17 protein-coding genes and 1 tRNA gene are annotated in these 23,850 nt (G+C 43.3%); 10 read left to right on the top strand and 8 right to left on the bottom strand.

Translation table 11 applies throughout. The annotated features are described in order from the left end of the window. Positions 1-50 precede the first annotated feature (50 nt). From Q3W13_RS06710 to Q3W13_RS06695, 4 genes are all read left to right on the top strand, one after another. Positions 51-731, top strand: coding sequence for a hypothetical protein (locus Q3W13_RS06710; protein WP_302862355.1), 681 nt, complete (start codon positions 51-53; stop codon positions 729-731). A 93-nt stretch (positions 732-824) separates the two neighbouring features. Further along, positions 825-1,076, top strand: a complete 252-nt coding sequence (locus Q3W13_RS06705; protein WP_302862353.1) for a hypothetical protein — start codon at positions 825-827, stop codon at positions 1,074-1,076. 153 nt (positions 1,077-1,229) lie between these two features. Continuing rightward, positions 1,230-2,819 carry a ribosomal protection-like ABC-F family protein gene (abc-f, locus tag Q3W13_RS06700; RefSeq protein ID WP_302862351.1) on the top strand — a complete coding sequence of 530 codons (1,590 nt, stop codon included), beginning with the start codon at positions 1,230-1,232 and terminating at the stop codon, positions 2,817-2,819. A gap of 252 nt (positions 2,820-3,071) precedes the next feature. Continuing rightward, a complete protein-coding gene (locus Q3W13_RS06695) occupies positions 3,072-4,658 on the top strand; it encodes a hypothetical protein (RefSeq protein WP_302862348.1) in 1,587 nt (528 codons plus the stop codon). Between the two features lie 828 nt (positions 4,659-5,486). Here the strand turns inward: Q3W13_RS06695 and Q3W13_RS06690 are convergent. Continuing rightward, positions 5,487-5,560, bottom strand: a tRNA-Arg gene (locus tag Q3W13_RS06690). 462 nt (positions 5,561-6,022) lie between these two features. On the opposite strand from Q3W13_RS06690, the gene Q3W13_RS06685 reads away from it, so the two are divergent. Continuing rightward, positions 6,023-6,880, top strand: a complete 858-nt coding sequence (locus tag Q3W13_RS06685) for an N-acetylglucosamine kinase (RefSeq protein ID WP_302862347.1) — start codon at positions 6,023-6,025, stop codon at positions 6,878-6,880. Between the two features lie 118 nt (positions 6,881-6,998). On the opposite strand, the gene Q3W13_RS06680 is transcribed toward Q3W13_RS06685, so the two are convergent. Continuing rightward, positions 6,999-7,694, bottom strand: a complete 696-nt coding sequence (locus Q3W13_RS06680; protein ID WP_302862344.1) for an NUDIX domain-containing protein — start codon at positions 7,692-7,694, stop codon at positions 6,999-7,001. A gap of 122 nt (positions 7,695-7,816) precedes the next feature. Between Q3W13_RS06680 and pfkA the strand changes: the two genes are divergently transcribed. The 3 genes from pfkA to gap are packed head-to-tail and all read left to right on the top strand — an operon-like array spanning position 7,817 to position 10,683. Further along, entirely contained in the window at positions 7,817-8,803 is a 987-nt protein-coding gene (gene pfkA / locus Q3W13_RS06675; RefSeq protein ID WP_302862343.1) for a 6-phosphofructokinase, read from the top strand. A 5-nt stretch (positions 8,804-8,808) separates the two neighbouring features. Continuing rightward, positions 8,809-9,657 carry a hypothetical protein gene (locus Q3W13_RS06670; RefSeq protein WP_302862342.1) on the top strand — a complete coding sequence of 283 codons (849 nt, stop codon included), beginning with the start codon at positions 8,809-8,811 and terminating at the stop codon, positions 9,655-9,657. A 27-nt stretch (positions 9,658-9,684) separates the two neighbouring features. Next, positions 9,685-10,683, top strand: coding sequence for a type I glyceraldehyde-3-phosphate dehydrogenase (gene gap / locus Q3W13_RS06665; protein ID WP_302862339.1), 999 nt, complete (start codon positions 9,685-9,687; stop codon positions 10,681-10,683). 187 nt (positions 10,684-10,870) lie between these two features. Here the strand turns inward: gap and Q3W13_RS06660 are convergent, their stop codons facing one another. Next, positions 10,871-11,332 carry an SRPBCC domain-containing protein gene (locus Q3W13_RS06660; RefSeq protein WP_302862338.1) on the bottom strand — a complete coding sequence of 154 codons (462 nt, stop codon included), beginning with the start codon at positions 11,330-11,332 and terminating at the stop codon, positions 10,871-10,873. Between the two features lie 255 nt (positions 11,333-11,587). On the opposite strand from Q3W13_RS06660, the gene Q3W13_RS06655 reads away from it, so the two are divergent. Next, a complete protein-coding gene (locus Q3W13_RS06655) occupies positions 11,588-12,076 on the top strand; it encodes a gamma-glutamylcyclotransferase family protein (protein ID WP_302862336.1) in 489 nt (162 codons plus the stop codon). A 137-nt stretch (positions 12,077-12,213) separates the two neighbouring features. Beyond that, a complete protein-coding gene (locus Q3W13_RS06650) occupies positions 12,214-12,888 on the top strand; it encodes a lipid-binding SYLF domain-containing protein (RefSeq protein WP_302862334.1) in 675 nt (224 codons plus the stop codon). A 56-nt stretch (positions 12,889-12,944) separates the two neighbouring features. Here the strand turns inward: Q3W13_RS06650 and Q3W13_RS06645 are convergent, their stop codons facing one another. From Q3W13_RS06645 to Q3W13_RS06625, 5 genes are all read right to left on the bottom strand, one after another. Further along, positions 12,945-13,286, bottom strand: a complete 342-nt coding sequence (locus Q3W13_RS06645) for a hypothetical protein (protein WP_302862332.1) — start codon at positions 13,284-13,286, stop codon at positions 12,945-12,947. A 59-nt stretch (positions 13,287-13,345) separates the two neighbouring features. Beyond that, a complete protein-coding gene (locus tag Q3W13_RS06640) occupies positions 13,346-15,784 on the bottom strand; it encodes a penicillin acylase family protein (protein ID WP_302862328.1) in 2,439 nt (812 codons plus the stop codon). An 87-nt stretch (positions 15,785-15,871) separates the two neighbouring features. After that, positions 15,872-18,373, bottom strand: a complete 2,502-nt coding sequence (locus tag Q3W13_RS06635) for a gliding motility-associated C-terminal domain-containing protein (protein ID WP_302862327.1) — start codon at positions 18,371-18,373, stop codon at positions 15,872-15,874. Between the two features lie 67 nt (positions 18,374-18,440). Continuing rightward, a complete protein-coding gene (locus Q3W13_RS06630) occupies positions 18,441-20,360 on the bottom strand; it encodes a PAS domain-containing sensor histidine kinase (protein WP_302862325.1) in 1,920 nt (639 codons plus the stop codon). 121 nt (positions 20,361-20,481) lie between these two features. Then, positions 20,482-23,829, bottom strand: a complete 3,348-nt coding sequence (locus Q3W13_RS06625) for an ATP-binding protein (protein WP_302862322.1) — start codon at positions 23,827-23,829, stop codon at positions 20,482-20,484. Between the last annotated feature and the right edge of the window lie 21 nt (positions 23,830-23,850).

The raw sequence follows: 23,850 nt of genomic DNA, 5'->3' as shown, positions 1-23,850 counted from the left end.
TTTGCGTTGTGCAATTATTCGTGCGTTTTAATAGTTAAGTTCAAAGTTTTATGGGAACATGGGGCACAGAAATTAATGGCAACGATGCCTTCATGGATATTTATCAGAATTTTTTTGATCGGTATAATCGCGGGCAGGGCCCCGTATATATTTCCGGTAGAATACAAGATGAATTTGCGGAAATGTTCGATGACGTTGATGACCGAAATAATTGCCTCTTCGCCCTTGCTTTGGCGCAGTGGGAAACAAAATCGCTTAACAGCGCTCTTTTCGGGCAAGTAAAAGAAATTATCACTGGTGGCCACGACTTTAAAGTATGGAAACAACTGGGTGCCGATGAGCAAGTTTTAGAGCAAAGAAGCCGGGTGCTCAATGAGTTCTTAACCAAAATATCAGTACCAAAAGGAAAAGCAAAGCGACGAGTAAAGCAAAAATTTCAATTCGAAACGATTTTGCTTACCGAACAAATTGCACCGGATAAGAAAAAGTCATTCGCCGTTAAGGAAGAATATACAAACAAGAAATATCTTCATACGAGCGGAATTATGTCATGGGCTACCGGGGGAAGCGGAATTATGTACTTTACCAAACAAGGAAGCCCGATTTCGGCAAAATGGCTCGACAGTCAAACATTAGAAATAACTCATGATAAAGACATCGTGTTTACAAAAAGAGAGAGCAGGACATACTACCTTGGTGACGACATTGAAATAATTTATGTGGAACGATAACGTATCTCAATCGTAAATAAGTCCGCTTTGCCCAATCAAGCAGTAGCATTAATTTATATGTTTGTTATACTACGCAATAAACAAAAGACTAACATGCGCGAAAATATATTTTATACATTTTACACCTTATGCTTTTTAGCTTCTTTTTTGTCCGGAATAGCAACCAGCTTTACCGGGACGCACACTGCACCGCTGCCATTTTTAGTCGAGTTGCTTGCTTTGCCGATAGGGCTTTTCCTCTTTTTAATTGCTTTGGTGCTGCGGAATTCGCTTAAAGTACATAAATTCGGACTGCTTGCCAATGGCGCAATTATGGCCCTGGTGCTGTTATTATATTTCAGGTAATTAATATTTTAGTGTATTAACCAGAATCTTCTTACTTTTGTCCAGGTAACAAATCATAGCTCCTCTTAATGTAATACCCAATTTCTTTCCGGAAAAAATCAAACGAGCCACCTTCCCGGCTTTGTAATTATTTACGCTTTAACGAAAGAAATTATGCTTATTCTTCACGATGTTTCCTATATACATCCCAACCGTGAGCTATTGTTTACAGGGATAAATTTCAACATTAATAAACACGAAAAAGTTGCGCTTACCGGTAATAATGGAGCAGGCAAGTCGACGCTTTTGAAATTACTGGCAGGGGTTTTAAAACCGGCTGCCGGAGTGGCGAAGGCGGACTCAACGCCCTATTTTGTACCGCAGATCTTTGGCCAGTATAATAACTTTACCGTTGCTCAGGCCCTCGGAATCGATGATAAATTACGCGCCTTAAATGAAATCACCAGCGGCAATGCCACTGATGAAAATTTCGCGCTGCTTGCTGACGACTGGACAATTGAGGAGCGTTGCCAGGAGGCTTTGATGCATTGGCAACTCGACAATGTAGTTTTAACTCAAAAACTGGGAACGCTCAGCGGCGGGCAAAAAACGAAAGTCTTTTTGGCTGGAATCCGGATTCATCGTCCGGAAGTCGTCTTGCTTGATGAACCCAGCAACCATTTAGATACGGTTAGCCGGGAAATTCTTTACGACTATGTTAAATCTACCGGCAACACGCTGGTAATAGTGAGTCACGACCGAACCTTGTTAAACATCCTGGACACTGTTTGCGAGCTCGATAAAAATGGCATAACCGTCTATGGCGGCAACTATGATTTTTACACGGAACAAAAAGCAATTGAGGCCCTGGCCCTGAACAACGATCTGAAAAGCAAAGAAAAAGCATTGCGCAAGGCCAAAGAGACGGAAAGACAGTCGGCAGAGCGCCAGCAAAAGCTGGATTCCCGCGGAAAGAAAAACCAGCAAAAAGCTGGTCTGCCAAAAATTGTAATAAATACTCTTCGTAATAAAGCCGAGAACAGCACATCGCGAATGAAGGATGTGCATACTGAAAAGGTGGCATCCTTAGCCCAGGAGTTAAGCCAGCTTCGCACGACAGTACCAGGCATCGATAAAATGAAAATTGATATTGATAATGCGGCTATTCATAAAGGTAAGATATTGGTTAACGCTGAAGATATAAACTTCTGTTACGGCGAAAAGCAGCTTTGGAAGCAAGCGATGACGTTTCAAATCAGGAGCGGCGAGCGTTTGGCAATAGCCGGCAGAAACGGCTCGGGAAAAACAACGCTGATAAAAATGATTTTAGGTGAGCTTGAGCCTTCATCCGGTGCTGTCCAAAAAGCTGATTTCAGAGCTGTTTATATCGATCAGGATTATTCCTTAATTAACAATACTCTTTCGGTTTATGAACAAGCGCAGTATTTTAATTCGGGTGTTTTGCAGGAGCATGACGTTAAAATCCGCCTGAACCGTTTTTTATTTACGAACGAATATTGGGACAAACCCTGCAGTGCACTTAGCGGCGGCGAGAAAATGCGGCTCATACTCTGCTGCCTTACCATCAGCAACCAGGCGCCGGATATAATGATACTGGACGAACCCACAAACAACCTGGATATTCAAAATATTGAAATATTAACCAACGCGATTGGTGAATATAAAGGCACGTTAATAGTTATATCACACGATGAGTATTTTTTGAGGGAAGTGGGTGTAGAAAGGATAATAGAATTAAGATAGCGTTGGCAGGCCGGAGTTATGCAGAATAGCCATAAAAAACCTTTCCGTGATTGGAAGAGCCTATACTTTGTTGTGAACCCCATCGAATTTTTTTTGAACCAATTTTTAGCAAATTTGCAGCAATTGTCAGTTTAATAGCTAACATTAACTGAAAAGATTAAATGGTCTTTGGAAAAAATTTCGCACGCAGGGCTATCGGACTTTTTGGGTAATTTGATGGTTATGCCTTTTTGAGTATCTTCATTAAACTTTATGAAAACTCACCTGATTATCCTTGTTGTTATTTGCATATTTTTCAATTATGCTGTTGGACAATCCACATCTGCAGCAATCGATACACTTATTAAATACAAGGTTATAACCTCGAAAGATGTGCCAGTAATGAAAAGCGAATTTAAATACAGATACGGCGCATCGGATCAAGTAGTTTTACTTGCTGGCATTGAAAATATTATGCTTCGAAAAGAATTTCATGTTGACCCTCATAAGACTGGCCTTTCCTATAATTACAGCGCCGACACTCCAAGGCCAGAGCGACGGGACAGTATTAACAGATCACTTCGGCAGTTGCTGAAAAATATCAATAAAGCCGGCTTGCTTACAAACAGGGTTTTTACTTATACGCTTAAAGAACTTGACAGCGGGCGTTTTATACATCCAGTGCAAATGGTTGCTTATTTGGCAGAAATGAGCTCGCGACTGGAATGGATGGCGCCAACTAAATTGTTACCGGTTGCTGAGGGGTTACACAACCATGGGATTATCAGTGACTCATCTTTTTTGCGGTTAAAAGATGACATTCAAAGGGGCAGAATTGAATCATCATTCCAGTTGAACGATTATTTTAAACTTGACCGAGTATTTGATCGCAGTAAATATCCTGAAGATAATATTCTTTGGATTGAAGCCTTTTTGCGAAGGATTTCTTCAATGATGCCCGAATTAAACTTTTCAAATTTTAGTTACACCATTGAGCCCGACTCAAGTTCCGAGCTCAAATTCCTTAATGAAGTTAAAATCAAAATAAATTTGAGTTGTAACGGTCGGATATATAAATTTTCAACCAAAGCTGAGCAGTTCAAAAATAAGCGCGGAAAATTACAATTAATGGGTGTCGGGTTTGAGTTTATTTACCGCATTTTCAACAAAGTTTTGGCAGACCAACATTCGTTGGTTCGATTACACAACATCAGCTTCAGCTATGCAGGTGCTGAAGAGGATCACTTGACGCACTATGCTGTTATAGCCCTGAAAGATTCACAAACTGAGGTATTCATGAAAAAGCCTTGCCTATCCTACATGCTGCTGAGTATGGAGAATTATGATAACCATTTTACATCCGGAAGGATTGACAGCGTCATTGCCGAATGGCAAAGTATGGGACTCTTTGCACACCTATCACCATCTGAAATAGCCAAAGGCATTGACGGCGCTGAAACCGCTGACCGCTATTCTATAAATTCACTTTTGGAGAATTTCCCGAAAGTGGTTTGCACTTTACTTCCTTCACTTATAGTTCCTAAACATCTTTATATAGATTTTTTAAAGCGACTTTCGGCCACAACCCATGGAGAATTTAAACCAGTAAACATCTCAGAACACAAGATGAAACACGGCATAATGCTGCAATATGTATCTAATGGCAAAACTCATTCGCAAACTTTCAAGTGGGGTATTTCAGAATTAGATCCAAAATTTCTTGCATTCCTGAAACATCTCAGCCGTGAAAACAAATTATCGGGCGACTTTTATGTACTGGCGGATACATACAACGTAATTTACTTGACGAAGCAACAATATTCTTATGCTTTGACGCATAAAGCGCTGGATTTGAAATAAATATTGTTTGACAAAAAATATATAATCCGCATTAAGCCGCTGGATGTCTTGAGCTCGGAGAATCCAACCTCATAACTAGAGTATCCAGGTACGTTGTATCCAGATATAATGTGATCCCGACTGGACTGTATAACACCAAATCGCTTAACATTTTAAAGACGATTGCACGTCTCAAAATTTCCAAAGGTGCGTGTATAGATATTGATGATGATTGAGTTTCATAAGAATGCCAATAAGAAAATCAGGGCATTATTTTATTTTTACAAAACGCTTAGTTTCTTCATTTAATATCCAATATTCTGGCTGACAAAACGCGCAATCGCTTTTATCACCTGGCCTATTTAAAATTAACAATCTACGCCAGGGCTTATATTCAAACTGACGAGTAGCCCTAGGCCCATCGTACACATTCCCGGTTTGCAGGTCGACTGTAGCACCGTGTTGACAATCAGATCCGCATCCCCAATAAACAAAACAATAATGACCAGCGAAATTTAGCCATCCTTTGCCATGGAGTTTTCTGATATATGGATCGTCATAATATGAATTAGAAATTGCAGTCTTATACCTTTCTGCCAGTACATTACCCTTGAATTTTAAGTCTGGCAGGTTTTGCCTTAAATATTTTTACTTTATAATTGTCAAATGAAAGGGTTTGGGCGAAAGATAATTTTACAGCACTAATTAGAAGCAGTATCGTAATTACTTTAAAATAAGGTTTCATATTGGTTACAAAGAAACTTTACATTGCTCTAATATGCCAATAAGACTTTTCGTAATTGATTTTAAAAAAATATAGCCAGATACAAAGTATCCAGCTATATAAAGTGATCCCATCAGGATTCGAACCTGAGACCGACAGATTAGAAATCTGTTGCTCTATCCAGCTGAGCTATGGGACCGCTTACGAATTTTGATTTTTCGCGCCGCAAATATGCGAAAATCTGCCCGATATTTCAAATATTAACTTTAGCCTGCCGGAAGGCCTTAAGGCGCAGGTTCCTCTCAAAACTTTTTAAAACCAATTTACCCCATCACTGACGTAGCTTAACGCCGCGAAAAATCATTATCTTAAACAATCAAATTATCACTTACCGATATTTGTTAAATTATATATATAATTGCAACCGATTATAAGCCAATTGCTACTTAAAGCAATCATTTATATTTAAAAACAACCAGCTGATTTAATAAACTTATTACCAACAATATCGATTTACAGGGCGCCATGTTATGCGCTTTAAATTGAAAATCAAGACAATCTGAATTTTTGATGAAGATTTTTACTTTTTAAAAGAGTAAAGTGTTTTATTTACAATAAGTAAATCATACTTTTAACCGATTTTTTATTATAAACTTATTTTATGATCATAATTGCTGACGGTGGCTCCACTAAAACCAATTGGTGCCTGGTTACCGGGGAAGGAAAAAAAGTATATTTCAACACAGAGGGATACAACCCATATTTTTCAAGTACTGAGTATATCATCCAGTCGCTGAACGAGAGTTTACCTACCGACCTGGAGAAGGATGAGATCACCGAAGTAAATTATTATGGCGCGGGTTGTTCAACCGATGAGAAACGCAACCTTGTTAAAACTGCCATGGAGGCTGTGTTTACCAAAGCAAAAGTGTACATCGGCCACGATTTACTGGCCGCTGCACGCGCCCTGCTGGGGAACAAAGAGGGCTTCGCCGCCATTTTAGGCACCGGGACTAATACCTGTCTTTACAATGGCAAAGAAGTAACCATGAACATTGATTCAGGCGCTTATATTTTGGGCGACGAGGGCAGCGGCTGCTATATCGGCAAAAAACTACTGACAGATTACCTGCGCGGTTATATGCCCGAGCCTGTTCGTAACCTGTTCTGGGAAACTTACAAACTTACCCCGGATGATGTAAACGAACATGTTTACACCCAGCCGCGCGCCAACCGATTTTGCGCAAGCTTCAGCAAATTTGTTTACGATAACAACGTACATATAGAATATTCACGTAACCTGGTGCGCACCTCGTTCGAAGATTTCTTCCGCAACCTGGTAACTCATTACCCTGATTATCAAAAATACACCTTCAATTGCATCGGCTCTGTAGGTTACAACTTCCGCAACGTGCTGGAAGAGCTGGTAGTTGAAAACGGCATGGTAGTAGGCAACATTATCCGCTCACCTATAGATAACCTGGTGAAGTACCACCTGGAATTTGCGCACGAGATTTAATTGACAGCTGCCAGTTTTCAGTTGGCAATAAAACAAAAAAGCTTCGGGGAAATCCTGAAGCTTTTTTATTTTACGCTGGGTATCTAACAACTGCCAGCTGGCCACTGCCTGCGGTCAGCTATTTATCCAAATTCAACTCATTATTAAAAATTTTCGCGTACTTCCTCCGGTCGAATTTGTAGAGCTTGGCGGCACGGTAGGATACGCCTTTTTGTTTTTCGTCTAATTCCTTTAAAAAGCCGTAGCTCAGCATTTTTTTGCGAAAATTACGTTTATCCAGCTTCTTATTTAATACTGCCTCATATAAAGATTGCAGTTGGGTAAGCGTAAATTTCTCGGGCAATAGCTCAAATGCTATAGGCTGATAGTTTAAACGGCGGCGTATTTTGTTAAAGCCGGTTTGAAAAATTTCAGTATGGTCAAACGCAAGTTTGGGCAGCTCGTTTACCGGGTGCCAGAAAGCCTTACGGGCATATTGCGTAACCGGGCGCAGCTCTTTTTGGCCATTTATGCGGATCAAGGCGTAATAAGCAACCGTTATCACACGCCCTTGCGGGTGGCGGTTTACCTCGCCGAAAGTGTGAAACTGCTGCATATGCAGATCGCGCAAGCCCGTAAGCTCGTATAATATACGTTCGGCCGCATCGTCAATACTTTCATCCTGCTCTACTATATAGCCAGGAAGGGCAAGCCAGTCTTTAAACGGCTCCTGGTTTCGCTCAATCAGCAATATTTTCAGCTCGCCGGCTTCAAAACCAAATATCACGCAATCGATTGAGAATACGGAATTAAATGTAGGTAATGCGGTCTCCAAACCTGTTTAGTTAAGGTTATTATTAAAGTTAATTGGTTAAGCGCTAATGTAAAAAAAATAAATTAAATTTAATGGTGTAAATTTTACACAGTATCTTCGTGCCTACAAATCAAATGGCACACATGCACAAAATATCAAAACTCGCGGTTTTAACATCGGGTGGTGATGCCCCGGGAATGAACCCTTGTATCCGGTCGGTAGTACGCACAGCAATTTATAATAACCTTCAGGTTGTTGGGATACGCCGCGGTTACCAGGGGCTTATTGAGGATGATATGTATGAGATGGAGCCACGTTCGGTGAGCAATATCCTGAACCTTGGCGGTACCATTTTAAAAACTGCCCGCTGCCTGCCCTTCCGGTCAGACGAAGGTATGGAAATAGCTTATCAAAACTTAAAAAAGCACGGTATTGATGCATTGGTAGTTATAGGCGGAGACGGAACTTTTACCGGTGCGCTGCGTTTTTCGAAAAAATTCCCTGACATAGCTGTTATGGGTGTACCGGGTACAATAGATAACGACCTTTACGGTTCAACCTATACCCTCGGATTTGATACAGCCACCAATACAGTTATCGAGGCCATCGACAAGATACGTGACACTGCCGATGCCCATGACCGTTTGTTTTTTGTAGAAGTAATGGGCCGCGACTCGGGCGCGATTGCTTTACGTGCCGGCATTTCATGCGGCGCAGAGGCAATTTTGTTACCTGAGAAGGCTACTGCAATTGACGATTTGATTCAAAACCTAAAGAACGGACAAAGCAACAAAAAATCTTCGAGCATTGTTATAGTGGCCGAGGGCGATAAAAATGGCGGCGCTTACGATATCGCAAAAAAGGTGCAGAAAGAGGTAAAAAACTATGATGTAAAGGTTACCATACTGGGGCACCTGCAGCGTGGAGGCAGCCCTTCTGCATTCGACAGGATTCTAGGCAGCCGTTTAGGTTTTGCTGCAGTAAACGCATTACTGGCCGGCCGTACCCAATCAATGGTGGGCCTTGAAGCAAACCACATTAAAATAACCAGCCTTGAAGAGGCATTAACTCAGCATACTTTTAAACTGGAAGAGGATTTGATGCAGATGACTGACATTTTATCTATCTAAAATTCATGAACGCAGTTGTTTATAGCGGATCAAATTATGCCGAATGGAGGTTGTTCGATAAAGAGCGGATCATTGCCGCTTTCAAAACCAGCGGTATAAACCCCTATTTCAACGACGAAAAACAGATTATAGCAGTCCTCAGCAAAAATATCAATCTTATTCATCACGCAGAAGAAATAAGGCGCATTTACTTTTATGGCGCCGGTTCCTTTTCAACTGAATTAAAAAACACGGTTCACGACGCTTTTTCAAAGTTTTTTAAATTCGGCCGGGTATCGGTTGAGCACGATATTACGGCCGCGGCTATCGCCTGCTGTAAAAACTCGCCGGGCATAATAAGTATTATTGGCAGTGGATCAAACTCTGCCTGGTACGACGGCAAACGGGTAAAGCCGAATAATTACGGACTCGGTTATATACTGGCCGATGAAGGCTCGGGCAACTGGCTGGGCCGCCAATTGGTAAAGGGATACATGAACGAAACGCTCCCGGAGAACATCCGCAAAAAATTTGTTCAGCGTTACGACCCCGACCGCAAGACTTTGCTGGAAAAGATTTACAGGCAAAAACAACCGGCTATTTACTTAAGTTCATTTACCGAATTTTTTATTGATAATCAGGAAGATGGATATATAAAAGGCACCATCAAAAAAGGCTTCGACAAGCTGATGCAGACCTATTTATTACCTTTACATGATGAACATCCGGAAGCTTTTTTGTATTTTGCGGGCACCGTAGCGGCAAACTTTCAGAGTCAATTACAAGACGCGGCCGCTGATGCCGGTTTAAAAATAGCTACCATTATAAAAGAACCCATAAACAATTTGCTGACATATTTCCAAAATAAAAATTAAACGTACTACTCAATAAATCTTAAAAAAATGAAAATAGGAATTAACGGCTTCGGCCGTATTGGCCGCCTGGCTTTCAGAGCCGCAATTGAAAGACCTGATGTTGAAGTTGTTGGTATCAACGACCTTGTTGAGCCTGATTACATGGCTTACATGTTAAAGTACGACTCAACCCACGGTCAGTTCAAGGGCACAATTGCTGTTGAAGGCGGTCATTTGGTGGTAAACGGTAAAACTATCCGTGTAACTGCTGAAAAAGATCCTGCAAACCTTAAGTGGAATGAGGTTGGTGCAGAAGTTGTTATAGAATCAACCGGCTTGTTCCTTACCCAGGAAACAGCCCAGAAACATATAGATGCCGGCGCTAAAAAAGTGGTAATGAGCGCACCTGCGAAAGACGATACCCCTACCTTCGTAATGGGTGTTAACCACAAGCAACTGAAGGCAGATCAGCACATCGTATCAAACGCTTCTTGTACTACTAACTGTTTAGCTCCTGTGGCTAAAGTATTGAATGATAAATTCGGTATCGAAGAAGGTTTGATGAGCACTATCCACGCGGTAACTGCTACCCAAAAAACAGTTGACGGTCCGTCTGCAAAAGATTGGAGAGGTGGTCGCGGCGCTTACCAGAACATTATCCCTTCATCAACCGGTGCTGCTAAAGCTGTAGGCTTGGTATTGCCTGAATTGAAAGGTAAATTAACCGGTATGTCATTCCGTGTTCCGGTTGCCGACGTTTCTGTTGTTGACTTAACTGCCCGCTTAAAAACACCTGCTACTTACGAGGAAATTAAAGCTGCAATGAAAGAAGCTTCAGAAGGCGAATTAAAAGGCATCCTTGGCTACACTGAAGACGAGGTTGTATCTGAAGACTTTAAAGGCGACTCACGTACATCAATTTTTGATGCTAAAGCGGGTATCGCCCTGAGCAACAACTTTGTTAAGGTTGTATCATGGTATGATAACGAATGGGGCTATTCAAATAAACTGATCGACCTTGTTCAGGAAATTGGCAAATTAGGTTAATAACTGATTGACATACTACAGCAAGAAAGCCACGGCATGCCGTGGCTTTCTTGCTGTTACCCTCCAAATTCCCTGTGTTGCCTGTCATACACAGTTGCTAAGTTTTACACCTGCGGCTCATGAGAATTTTACCGGTGAATAAGCCCGCTAAAGTGATTTTATTTGCTGGTAGGTGATTTAAGGGTCATTACACTACCTCCTCACACTCCTTCGAATTCGGATACCCCGTGCCTGTAGCTATTAAATTGTAGAGGCTATTGGTGATGTAATCTATCCAGGCGCCCTCGCAAACTTCGTAGCATTCATGGCCGGGTACCAGGCCCAGGTGTGTGAATTGAACTTTGGTTTTATCGTCTTCCTGTGTAATGTCAAAGGTAATTTTTGTTCCTACCCATTCAGTTTGGTCATTAGTGAAGCTAAAATAATTATCCAGCACCTCCCAGGTTATTTTTTTATTGGGAATAGCTTCTGCTAACTTCATTCGGCATCGGTGTAAAGTTTTGGCGCTATAGGTAAATTCATCGCCGATATTTGAAGTTTCGCCCTCAATGTTCTCCGACCACCATTTTTTGATATTTAAAATTGCGTCGAAAGCTTCTTTTGGCGTTTTATCCACAACAATGGTGGCTGTTAAATGCTGCTTGTTCATATTCATGGTTTTTGTAATGGTTGTTTATCCGGATGCACCGTACACCAGGTGGTACAATGTTAACGACTGAAAAAACACAAGGCAGGGTGTAAACCGGACTTTATAAAGGGCTGATTTGGACGTTCATATACAGGCAATCCGTACCCTAAAACCCATAACTGACAAGCAGGTTATTTAAACCATTATTCCTTTTAGCATAATATCGAAGTTTATAAAAGCGTTAAAACAAAACACATCTATCTTAATTTATACGTTATGATATTATTTGCATTTGCAGGCAATATGGACGTTGAGGAATTTGCAAAAACGGTTCCATCTGCCAAAAAGATCGACATAGCGAAACTGCCCGGTTATACCTTCATATTTAATAAAACTGCCGACGATCAATCGTCGAAAGCCAATATAGCCCCCTCAAATGATGATGCAGTATGGGGCGTATTGATAGAATTGAACGATAATGAAAAAGGCAATTTTTATAACGGCGAAACCTGGAGCATCGACTTTAAGCTGGAAGCTGTAAACTGTATTGCCACCAATAACAAAGTGTATGCGGCCCATGCCTTTGTAGCACAGCCTCATGCCGTTAATACCCACTTGCTGCCCTATGACTGGTACCAGCAAAAGGTAATATCTCTTGCAAAAAAAGCAGGTTTGCCTGACGAGTACATCACGAAAATTTCTACTATGCCCGTTAAGATTGACCCGGATGATGGCAGGCGGCAAAGGCGGCTCAAGAACTCCTGATTTTGTCCCTTATTCTCAATGACTTTCTTTAGCCTTGTTATTAAAGATTGCACAACGTAAACAAACAACAGGAGGATTTAAAAGTTAAATGAATAATATTTGCAGGGTTCCAATCATATCTACTTTAAAAAATTAAAATGAAAACGCTTAGATTATTAAAAATACCGGTTATGCTCGGCCTGTTTTTCGTGTTAATATCAGCAACAACAGATGACACTAAGGAAACCGAGCGTGTACATGCAGCTTCGAATGTTTTGCGCGACTTTGGTAAACTGCATGAAACTATTCCTCATAACCTGTTGTCAGAATGCGAAGGAGTGGTGATCATACCTAAACTAATAAATGCAGGCCTCATCGTCGGTGGTAAGCGCGGCAGAGGAGTTGCCATGGTTAAAATGGAGGATGGCAAATGGAGCGATCCGGTTTTTGTGACGATGACAGGCGGCAGTATCGGTGCACAAATTGGTGTCCAATCCGTGGATTTAGTTTTGGTGTTCCGTCATAAAGGGGTGCTTGCCAAAGTTAAGAACGGCGATTTTACAGTAGGCGGGGATGCGTCTGCGGCCGCGGGCCCGCTTGGCAGAAGTACATCTGCCAATACGGATTATAAGCTCGATGCCGAAATATATTCTTATTCACGCAGCCGCGGACTATTCGCAGGCATAAGTATCAACGGATCAAACCTTGCTATCGATAAAACAGCGAACGCGAACTTCTATGGCGATGATCTGACATCGAAGGAAATTTTCAACAGCTCCAAAAGCGATAAAGAGGCAGTAAAGACGCTGAAAGCTTCATTGAACGCTCTGTGATGAAATAAAAAATAAGAGCCTGCAGGCCCTGGCAAGTATAAATTGCCGGGGCATTTTTATTTACTTTTTGCAAACGCCTTTCTTACCAGGACGCCCGATAATGCCGACATCCCCCCTACCAAACCACCAATTAAAGCAGTAATTACGAGTAACAAAATCCAATTTGGCAGATGCATAAGTGTTGCCACCCTTTTTGCAAGCATATTATCGTTCGGAATCGATTTAAATAAAGCCATTGCAGCCCAAACAATAAACACGGCGGAGAAGCCCGCGAAAAAAGATTTAGCCGGGGTTTTCCCGATAAACAGCGCCGGTAAAAATGCAGCGATAGCCACTACCCACCATGGCAGAAAATAGCCGCTCGCAAAGGTTAATATCAGGATAATAAAAAATAACATAAACAGCTCCCTCTAATCCCCTCCTGTGGGAAGGAGACTTTTTATTTTGATTAGATAATTTATTTTTTGCTTAATACCAATGTCGATTTCACTCTTGCTGATTTTTCGTTTGCAGAGTTTAAAAAAAGCAATTCATTCAATTTTCCATTATTCCAGGTATCAAACATATCGCGGTAATAAAAGCTGCCGGGATTACCGGATTCTCCGCCGGGAAAAACACCATATCCTTTTACTACCGGCCCCATCTGAACAACCATACGCCAGCTTGGTCCGTTGTTATACCGCAGGGCGTTGATAACCCCGCCTCTGCCACCGGCTATAAACTTGCCTGTGCCAAAGCCCGGCAGGCCAGCCATGTGGTCGATATAAGTATCCTTTACACGCCCCCATTGCCACTTGTCACCGGGCACGCCACGGCTGTGTATCAGACTATCAACCGCTGCATAAAAAGCGTGATTTACCATATCTGCGCAGGTTTCTTTTAAGGGCGTTTTATTATTGTCAAACCATTTGGAGTTGGGGTCGGTAAGTAGCAATTTTTCGGTCTCATCGTACGAGGGCAACTTCAAATATGTTCCCTTAACCGTAAATTCATCGTTCCAAACCAGGTTATAAAAATTATACCACCAGTTGTCGAAAATGCTTGCACCAATGGAATTTGCATTGTAGAATTTGTCCCATTTTTTTATCAAATCAAGAGCCTTGGCCTGGTCGTCGCTCAGCTTGCTCGGGTCGAGATATTTTAACATGGTGGGTAACACATCCTGGGCAAGTATGCTGTAATTGTCCATTTGCATTATGCGCATGCTATCCACAGTGGCCTTTTGCATGGCAGTCAGCCTGTCGTTTATTCGTTTGCCCCGGTAATACTGTTCAAACCGCCAGTTGATGTAGTATGGGTAAGTCGGATCAGTTGAAGATTGATTAGCAGAGCTAACGAAGCCCCGCGGCGGATTTTTAACCGTGGGATTTTGCTCCGGCGGTATCCATCCATGCCAGTCGTTAGCGGGGTCGCTTCCGTCCATAATGTATTTGCCCTGCTCTTTAAACTTTAGCGGAAACTTGCCATTTGGGGTGATCGCAATATCATTATCATTACTGGCGAAGATAAAGTTTTGCGCAGGCGCGCTGAAGTTTGCAATGGCTGCCCGATAGTCGTTATAATTTTTTCCGCGATTCAGCTTATAAAAACACAAGAACTCGTTCGACTCATCATGGGCGATCCAACGTAGCGCGTCGCCTACCGGAACATGCGGAAATTCATTTTTAGGCTTTTCGGAAGTAGTTTCGTAGACCACCGGTCCGTGATGGGTATAAATAACCGTATCGGTTTCATCAGGCGCACCAAGCACTTTTATAACTTCGATTCGTTTTTTTACGGGATTCCAGGCATTGTTGTACCAGTATTCATTTTTCGTATTGTCTTTAAATTTTACCTGGTACCAATCGAGTACATCTGCATCAACATTGGTAACACCCCAGCTTATTTTTTGATTATAACCAATGATAACACAGGGCGCACCGGGTAACGAAACACCGTTTACATTTACCGTTGGCGATGACAGCTGCACCTGGTACCATATAGCCGGAAAAGTTAAGTTCAAATGCGGGTCGTTAGCCAAAATTGGGTAACCGGTGGCCGACTTGCTGCCTGCTATCGCCCAGTTATTGCTGCCTATGCCATCAACTTTTTCTTTAGGTTTAATGTTTTCAGTCATTTGTGCCAGGTATCCGGCAGAGGGTTTTGGTATCGGCAGGGGATTAAATGCCCACTTGGTTCCTGCGGGTATTATCGGAGATTCGTGAAACGGGTAATCCGGAAAAAGCTCGTTAACAGCCTTGGGGCCGAAAACCCGCAGATTGTTGGTCATGGCAAACTGGTCGGAGCCGCCTGCCAGTGTTTCCGACATGAGCTTTAATAAGAAAATGCAATTAATTGGCTTCCACTCTTCCGGCTTATAATTTAGCAGCTTAAATTCTATTGGATAATCTTTTGGTGATAGCGAATGAATATAATTATTCACCCCATCGGTATAAGCCAGTACCATTTCGCGGGTTTGCGGGTTGGCCATAATACCTTTAAGCCCGTTTTCTGCACCATAAACCATACCCATGCGCCTGTGATACCGGTCAATTTCCAGGGCTTTTGGCCCTACAATTTCAGCCAGGCGGCCGGCTGCGCTCCGTGTCTGAATATCCATTTGCCAGAGCCGGTCGCGGGCCGTTACAAAGCCCTGTGCATAATATAGATCATGATCGTTTTTTGCGAATATATGCGGGATGCGATGTTCATCGTAGCGGATAGTAACTGCATCCTGTAACCCCGTCAGTGTTAAATTTTCAGATGACTGCCCCTCTTTGTTTTCGGCATTTTGCCAGAAGCCCCTTGATGGACTTAGAAATTTCCCGGCGGGCGGTATGTCGCCAAATTTGTTATTTAACACCCAGATCAATAACACCGTGAAAATGACAGAGATGAAAGCTTTTACAAACCTCATTAGGATTGGATTTACTGAAGCAAGATAAATAAAAAATCCGACCGTAGTCCTAATAAATCCCTTAACAATTATGATTTTTGAGCCGCCTTATCGTAAAATTGCTACCCAGCCGCTTCTGCGTTTATAATTGTTATAATTAAGATCGATTAGATAATAGTAGGTACCAGCTGGTACCGGTTTGGAATTATAGGTACCGTCCCAGGGTTTAGCGTAGCCTACAGAATGAAATAAATGTTGCCCCCACCGGCTGTAAATATCCACCACTGCATCTTTATAATCTGAAAGATAAGCAATATTCCAGTTGTCGTTGACGCCATCGGCGTTAGGCGTAAACGTATTGGGTATAACGATGTCGTTTTTCAGCACCTTTACAGTGATGTCTGCAGAAGCCTCACAGCCGGCAGCTGATGTTACTGTTAACTGATACTTAGTGGTATTTGCAGGTGAAGCGAGCGGGTTTTGCACGGTCGGATCGTCCAGGTTGGTAGCCGGAGTCCATTGATATTTCACAATGTCAGTATTAATAACAGGATTTAGCCTCACAGGTTGATCGCCATTAATTGATATTTCCTTATCAAGAATAATATTCGGAACAGGATTGACTGTGATATTAAGGGAATTACTCGTCACATTAGTCGGCACCGCACATGATGCACTGCTGATTAAATGACATGCAATCGACTCGTGGTTTGTCAGGTCGTCCGCTGTGTAAACTGTTCCGGTTGCCACAGGTATATTATTTCGATACCATTCAAGCGATGGCGAGTTCCCTCCATTAATTGGTGATGCTGTAAAAGTAACAGGTACACCAGCACAAATGGTAGCGGACGGGCTTGCTGAGATAGTAACCGATGGGGTAACAGCTGGATTCACCGTTATGCTTACACTCGCTGTTGCAGTGCAATTATTTGGAAATGTAGCCAAAACGTTATATGTTCCGCTGGTGCCAAAGGTGTTGACTGCAGAGTTTGGATTATTTCCCCCGTCCCACAAGTAAGATGCCGCACCGGCCCCGGCGGTAAGAGTGACGCTGCCGCAACCGGTAGTAGAGCCGGATATGGCAAAAGCGGGTGGCACATCAACTGTTATAGTTTTTGAGGCCGACATTATGCACCCACCGCCGTTAGTAACCATTACTCTGTAAGTTCCGCTTTGATGGAATGTATTAGTTTGTTTATCGGGCGTATCTCCTCCATCCCATGCATACGCAGTACCTGCGCTGGCTGTAAGGGTAACACTGCCACATGCACTCGAGCTTACTGATATGGTAGGGATTGCGGCGGCAGGATTAACGACAATTGTTTTGGACTGGGATGCAACGCACCCTTCGGCATTGGTAACGGTTACTGTGTAAGTTCCGCTTTGATGAAATGTATTATTAGGTTTATCCGGCGTATCGCCCCCGTCCCATAAGTATTTTACTCCGCCGGATGCTGTAAGCGATACACTTCCGCATCCGTTCGAAGTGCCCGAGATAGTGATTGCAGGGGCGTTATTTACTGTTATTGTTTTTGAGGCCGATGATATACAACCACCAGCGCTTGTAACAGTCACGGTATAAGTTCCGCTTTGATGAAATGTATTATTGGGTTTATCCGGTGTATCTCCTCCATTCCATGAATACATAACCCCACCGGTTGCTTTAAGTGTAATGCTGCCACATGTGCCAGCTATTTGCGAAATAGCTGGTGGAGATCCGTCAGGCTGGATTGTTACAGTTGCTGAAGTTGATGTTGTACAGCCATTAGCATTGGTGACAGTAACTAAATAAATGCCGCTTTGATGAAATGTATTTGTAGGACTGCCGGGGGTGTCGCCCCCGTTCCATAAATAAGTTGAGCCGCCGCTGGCTGTCAGTGTCACCGCGTTACAACTGTTTGAAGTTTGATTTATGTTTATTGGGAAGGGGGGCGGCCTTAGTCCCCATGTAATATTTGTATAAAATTCCTCGGTACTTGAGTTTATAGTGACGCAGGTAAAATCACCGGGGAACATAATTATCGCATAGCCTTCAGTGCCTGTTAACGAAGTACTGCTATTGTAAACCATATTGCCGCCATCAAATAAAACTACATACGGAAGCGAGAAATCAAGCTTGGCGCTTAAGCCCGCAGAGTTTCCAAGCGATGCTATCAATAGCACAGGATTTGTAACCGTCTTAGAAAAACACATAGTTGTTGTTCCTCCTGCGCCTTTTGACCATGTAGTTTGTGGTACTGTGGCGTCGGGTACCGGCGAAGGATAGCTGTCGAACTTGGCATGATTATAAATTCCGGGAGTAGAGCCGAAATCGAAGTTCGATGTCATGGTAACGTTAACCGGGGCTCCGTCGGCACCTTGTACTGTACCAGTGGCACTGGTGCCGGTAAAGCTGCCCCAACTAGCCCAGTTTATGTCGTCACATCCGGCTTTTGCCGTTTTAAGCGGGGGAAGCGATTTAAGTTGCCTGATCGGCATTATTTTACCATATCCTGAGTCTTTGAGCACAGTTGGGATAATCCTCTTGGCAACAGAAGTTACCGAAAAAAAGGCAGAGATTATCAAGCAGATGAAAATCTCCGTCGTAAATTTTAACCGTTCAGTTCTCATTAGGAAGTTTAAAGATACAGTTTATCTGCAAAAAGGGCTGTATGTCGGCCCTTTACAGTTACTGTGTTCAAGCAGGCAACTCTATTCTAAACTCTGTGCCTTCGCCCAATTTACTTTTAACCTCAATTTTGCCCTGCATGGTTTCAATTTGAGATTTTACCATAAACAGACCCAGGCCCTTGCCTTCAACATGCGAATGGAAGCGCTTGTAAAGTCCGAACAGGTCATCACCCTTTGCTGCAAGGTCAATGCCTAAGCCATTGTCTCTGAAAACGAGTAAAATCGCATCGCCACTACGGCAAACATTTACATTGATTACAGGTGGTGTACCTGGTTTTTGATACTTGATACCATTGGATATGAGGTTGAGGAATATGCTGTAAATAAAAGATTTTATGGTGTTGATCTTGGTGATCTTAAAGTCAGCCTCAACCTCACCGCCGGTTTGGGCGATGATATTACCCAGGCTGTTTTTTACGTCGGCGAAAATTTCGGCCAGGTCAACCATTTCTTTTTTCTCGCTGATATCGTTCTTCAATTGCAAAATGGTATGCAAGTCGGTGATGACATCGTCGAGCTTACTGATGGATTGTGCAAGCCCGTCAACAAAGCTTTCACGTTCTGCCGGCGTGAGTTCTTCGTCTTTCAGCATTTGGGCACAGCCCATGATGTTTGCTACCGGCGACCGCAGGTTGTGCGAAATGATATAAGTAAACTGTTCAAGGTTTTTGTTTTGTTTAATCAGATCATCGATCAGGCGGCTGCGCTCGGCTTCATTATTTTTACGTTCGGTTATGTCTTGCAGGGCGCCTACCATGCGCAATGGCGTCCTATCCTTATCATAGATAATATACCCGCGATCATAAACATTGGCTATACTGCCATCGCTTTTATAGTAGCGGTATTCTTCTTCCCAAATTTCGCTGCCTCTTTTTGTAATAATATTTTCTATACTTTTTACCACCCGGTCAGCATCGTCAGGGTGGATTTTGTTTTTCCATCCTTTAAAATCCCTATTGTCATTTTCGGGTTGATAGCCAAATATTTTTTGATACCCTTCCCCCCATTGTATATCATAGGTTTTCAGGTCCATATCCCAAATTGCATCGTTTGTGGCCTTAACCACATACCGGTATCGTTCGTTGCTGGCTAATAGCGAGGCCATTACATGGGTAAGTTCATCATTCGCTTTTTTTAAGTTTTCCTGGTTTAAAAACTCACTGGTAATATCACGGTCGATTACCAGGCTGCCAATTATTTCGCCATTTTCATCCCTAATAGGCGAAGCAGAGATTGAAAGGAAAACCCTGCCTTTTTTTGGGTTTTTTATAAGATATACCTCGTCTTTAATGCTTTCACCATGTAAGGCCCTTACGATGGGTAACCTATCTGTGGAAATTAATGATTTCCCATCCCGGTCGTAGATATTAAAGCTTTTTGCCCAATCGTAAGTTGTTGAATTAACCGGCTGAACGCCGAGCAACTCAACCATCGCATTATTAAATATTACAAACTGGCCCTGCTTGTTGGTAACAGCTACGCCTTCGTTAGTGTTCTCTACAACAGCATTCAGAAGCCGCTGACGAATAAGAGCCTGGCGCTCGCTGGCCCGCTGTTCAGATAGGTCAATCAGGTTAATACTTGTCCGGACCTCCCCGTTTTCGTCGGTAAATACTACCGACGAAGCTTCACATGCAAACCGTTCACCGTTCTTCCTGATCCCGGTCAACTCGCCTTTGACTGTGCCATTTTTCGACCGCATGTCCAAAAAAGCCTGCGTTTTTGGATCATGGACATCGATTATACCGGCGCGGCCCAGTTTTTTCAATTCTTCTTTAGTATAACCAAAAATATCAGACGCAGCCTGGTTTGCATCTAAAATTGTGCCGTCCGGAATGGCGAACAAAATCGCGCTCAGAGAATTATCAAAGATAGCTTTGTAATAATTATTGTTCTTACCGGTTTCGTCCGCCTGGGGCTTAGTCATCTTAATAGTTAAAAATTGAGTTATACGATAAGCGATGATAATAAGTTGGTTACAAAAATGTAGTCTAAGTTATAACTTTTGAATCTCAAAGCGGCGCAGAACGCAATAATTACAGGAAGGGTTAGCCAGCCGCAGAAAGAATTTCAGGCGAATTGGAAAGCGGCAGTATGAACCAAAAAATAGTTCCTTTCGACCCATTTTTTTCAAGGCCAATTTTTCCTCTGTGGCGTTTAACTATTTCTGCAGATATATACAAACCCAGGCCAAGCCCCGAGAAGCTCATGCTCGATTCTTCTACCCTGAAGAAACGTTCAAATACATAAGGCATTTTAGCAGCGGGAATGCCAATGCCAAAATCGGCTACCGTTATTTTTAACTCGCCGGAAGTGAGAGTTGCGTTGACTATTACCTTATCTGCATCCGGCGAATATTTAATGGCATTGGAAATGAAATTACTTAATACCTGTTCCAGCCTGTTCCTGTCGCCTGATATTTGTATGTCCGGGCTGTCTTCTAATATTATGTGGTGATGTTCTGATTGCTGGTATTGTTCAATAACGTCTGTCAGCATATCGTTTAACCTGAATGTCTCGAAATAGAATTTCATTTTTCCCGCTTGCAGACTTGATACATCCAGTAAATCAGTAACCAATGCCGATAATCTGTTCACCTGCCTCGTCGCTTTTACAATAAAGTTTGCGGCCTGCTCATTGGGTAACTTCATCCGCTCTAAAACCTGCAGGAAGGCCTTCATGCTGGTTATCGGCGTTTTCAGTTCGTGACTGGCAATACTCAAGAATTCATCTTTCTGTTTTACCAGCTGCAGCATTTCATCGGCGCTTTCCTGCGCCCGGCTTCGGGCTTCAATCAGATCGGTGATTTCGTGAGCCAGGGATATAATACCGGATACCGTGCCGTCCGATTCGCGCAAAGGTTCATAAATAAAGGTGACATATATTTTTTGCAGCCTGCTGTTACGTATCAGTGTTACTTCGCGTTCGCTGGATACGTAGCGCCGGCCGGTATCGTAAACTTCTTTCATCAGCAGCTCAAAATCCTGGCCTTCCAGTTCCGGCAGAGCTTTTATTACCGGCAGGTTAACAACCTCATCACTCCCGCGGTCCCATATTTCCAGCATCAGCGGATTGGCAAGTTCTATCATCAATTGCGGTCCGCGAAAAATAGCTATGGCTACAGGAGCATTGATGAACAATTGGCGCAGCAATTCTTCCGTATGGTTACGGGCCTTGCCAATTGTTATATGCGAACGCACTTTCGTCAACAATTCTTTGGCCGAAAATGGCTTAACAAGGTAATCATCTGCCCCCGCTTCCAGCCCTTCAATCCGGGCTTCTTCACCAGCTCTGGCAGACAACAATATTACAGGTATCCTAAGCGTATGTATATCGGCCCTGATCGCCTGAACCAGTTCCTGCCCGTCCATTACCGGCATCATTACGTCACTTATCAGCAGGTCAGGTTTAACCTGATGCAAACTCTCCAAAGCTTCCTTACCGTTAGCAACCGCTGATACCGAAAAATGCGGTTCTAAAATTCGCTTCAGATAAGCGCGCATGTCTGCATTATCATCTGCTACCAATATGCGTGCGCTTTTATCAGACGCTACGTCTTCACTTTCATTTATGGGGAAAGCTGCGCTGCTATCGCCGTTCAGCAACGATGCAGCTTCATCAATAAACGCACTGGTTAACGAAGATTCCGGGAATTCTCCGCCGGCCTCAGACACCTGGTCCGGCGGCAGGTGGGCTTTGCCGGCAGGTATTTTCACCGTAAAAATACTGCCCTTGCCCTCCTCGCTGGCCACTGTAATTTCGCCGTGATGCATTTTAACGAGTTCGTTTATCAGCGACAGACCGATACCGGTGCCCTCATGTGTACGTCCGGCGCTGCCCGGCACCCGGTGAAAGCGCTCGAACATATGCGGCAGCTCATGTCCGGGTATGCCAACACCAGTGTCGCTCACCTGTAAAACCACCTCGTTTCTTCGTTCTTTAAGACTGAGCCTGATGCTGCCTGTCAGCGTGTATTTAAAGGCATTCGATAAAAGGTTCAGTACAATTTTCTCCCACATTTCATGGTCGAGATAGGTTAAGGTTTTCGACGGTGGGCAATCCACTTCGAATTTGAGCCCGGCCTTTTCAATAATTGAACGGAAGCCGCTGGCAAGGTCGGCTGTTAACGCGGGCAGGTTGACCGGACGATACGATGCCTGCACACGGCCAGCCTCTATACGGCTGAATTCGAGCAGACTGTTTACAAGCTTTAACAGGCGCTGTGCGTTCCTGTAAATTGATTGCGTATTTTCTTTGAACGCAGCCGGCAGCTTATCGTCCTGGTATTTAATCAGTTCTTCTACCGGCCCCAGCATCAATGTGAGCGGCGTGCGAAATTCGTGGCTCACATTGTTAAAGAATACGGTTTTTGCTTTGTCGATTTCGAGTAATGCTGCAATACGTTTTTGCTCTTCCTCGTAAATCCGCACTGCGCTGATACCAGTGGCAACCTGATCAGCTACAAGATTAAAAAAGCCAAGATAGCGCTCATCAAGCAGCCGGTATGGGTTTATGCCAACAACCATTGCCCCATAGGCCTGCGGTTGTCCGGCTTGTGCAATTGGCAATACCAATACCTGTTTTGGCGGAATCGGCCAGGCCCCCGTGGGCAATCCGTCATCCTCGGCTGCTATAATCTGATTTGTGTGTGTATTAAACGTTTCATCCAAATTCCATGGAATAAAAAGACCGGTTAGGTCTATCGATAGTGGCGCGTATTTTTCAGAAATCTTAACTGAACTGCCAGCCAGTTTCAGCTGACTATCTGCCACACACTCATAGATCAGTGCGAATGGAAAATCCATGGGGTTTTCGCGCAAAACCCCGAGGGTTTTATCGTATATCTCTTTATTGGAGGTGCTGTCGATGTAGGCTTTACCAAGGTCTTTTAATGTACGAAGCTGGCGCTCGTTGAGAATCCTGTCCGTATCGTCGGTATTGGCACAGATAATGCCTTCGGGCTCATCATTATCGCCGGGAACGGGGCTGTAGCTAAAGGTATAATAAGTCTCTTCCGGGTAACCATTGCGCTCCATTATCAGCAACAGCGACTCGTCGTAAGTGCCTTCGTTTTTATTCAATGCCCTCCCGGCGCGCGGTTCAACTTCGTTCCATATTTCTTTCCACACCTCGCGCGCAGGTTGGCCTAATGCCCAGGGGTGCTTGCCGCCTACTATGGCCTGGTAGGCATCATTATAAATATTTATCAGGTCTTTTCCCCACCAAACAAACATAGGCTGGCGCGAGGTAAGGATAATACGGACACATGTTTTTAAGCTTTTCGGCCATTCTGCGGGATGCCCAAGTGAAGTCTTTGACCAATCGTATGAGCGGATTAAGGCGCCATTTTCTCCGCCGCCGGCTAAAAATTGAAGAGCGCTGTCCGTAGTATTCATATAACCGATAGGCGGATGATG

It is taken from the genome of Mucilaginibacter sp. L3T2-6, from assembly GCF_030519355.1.
Taxonomy (GTDB): domain Bacteria; phylum Bacteroidota; class Bacteroidia; order Sphingobacteriales; family Sphingobacteriaceae; genus Mucilaginibacter.
Note: the sequence above shows the minus strand (reverse complement) of the source record. Positions and strands in the feature narration are given on the sequence as shown.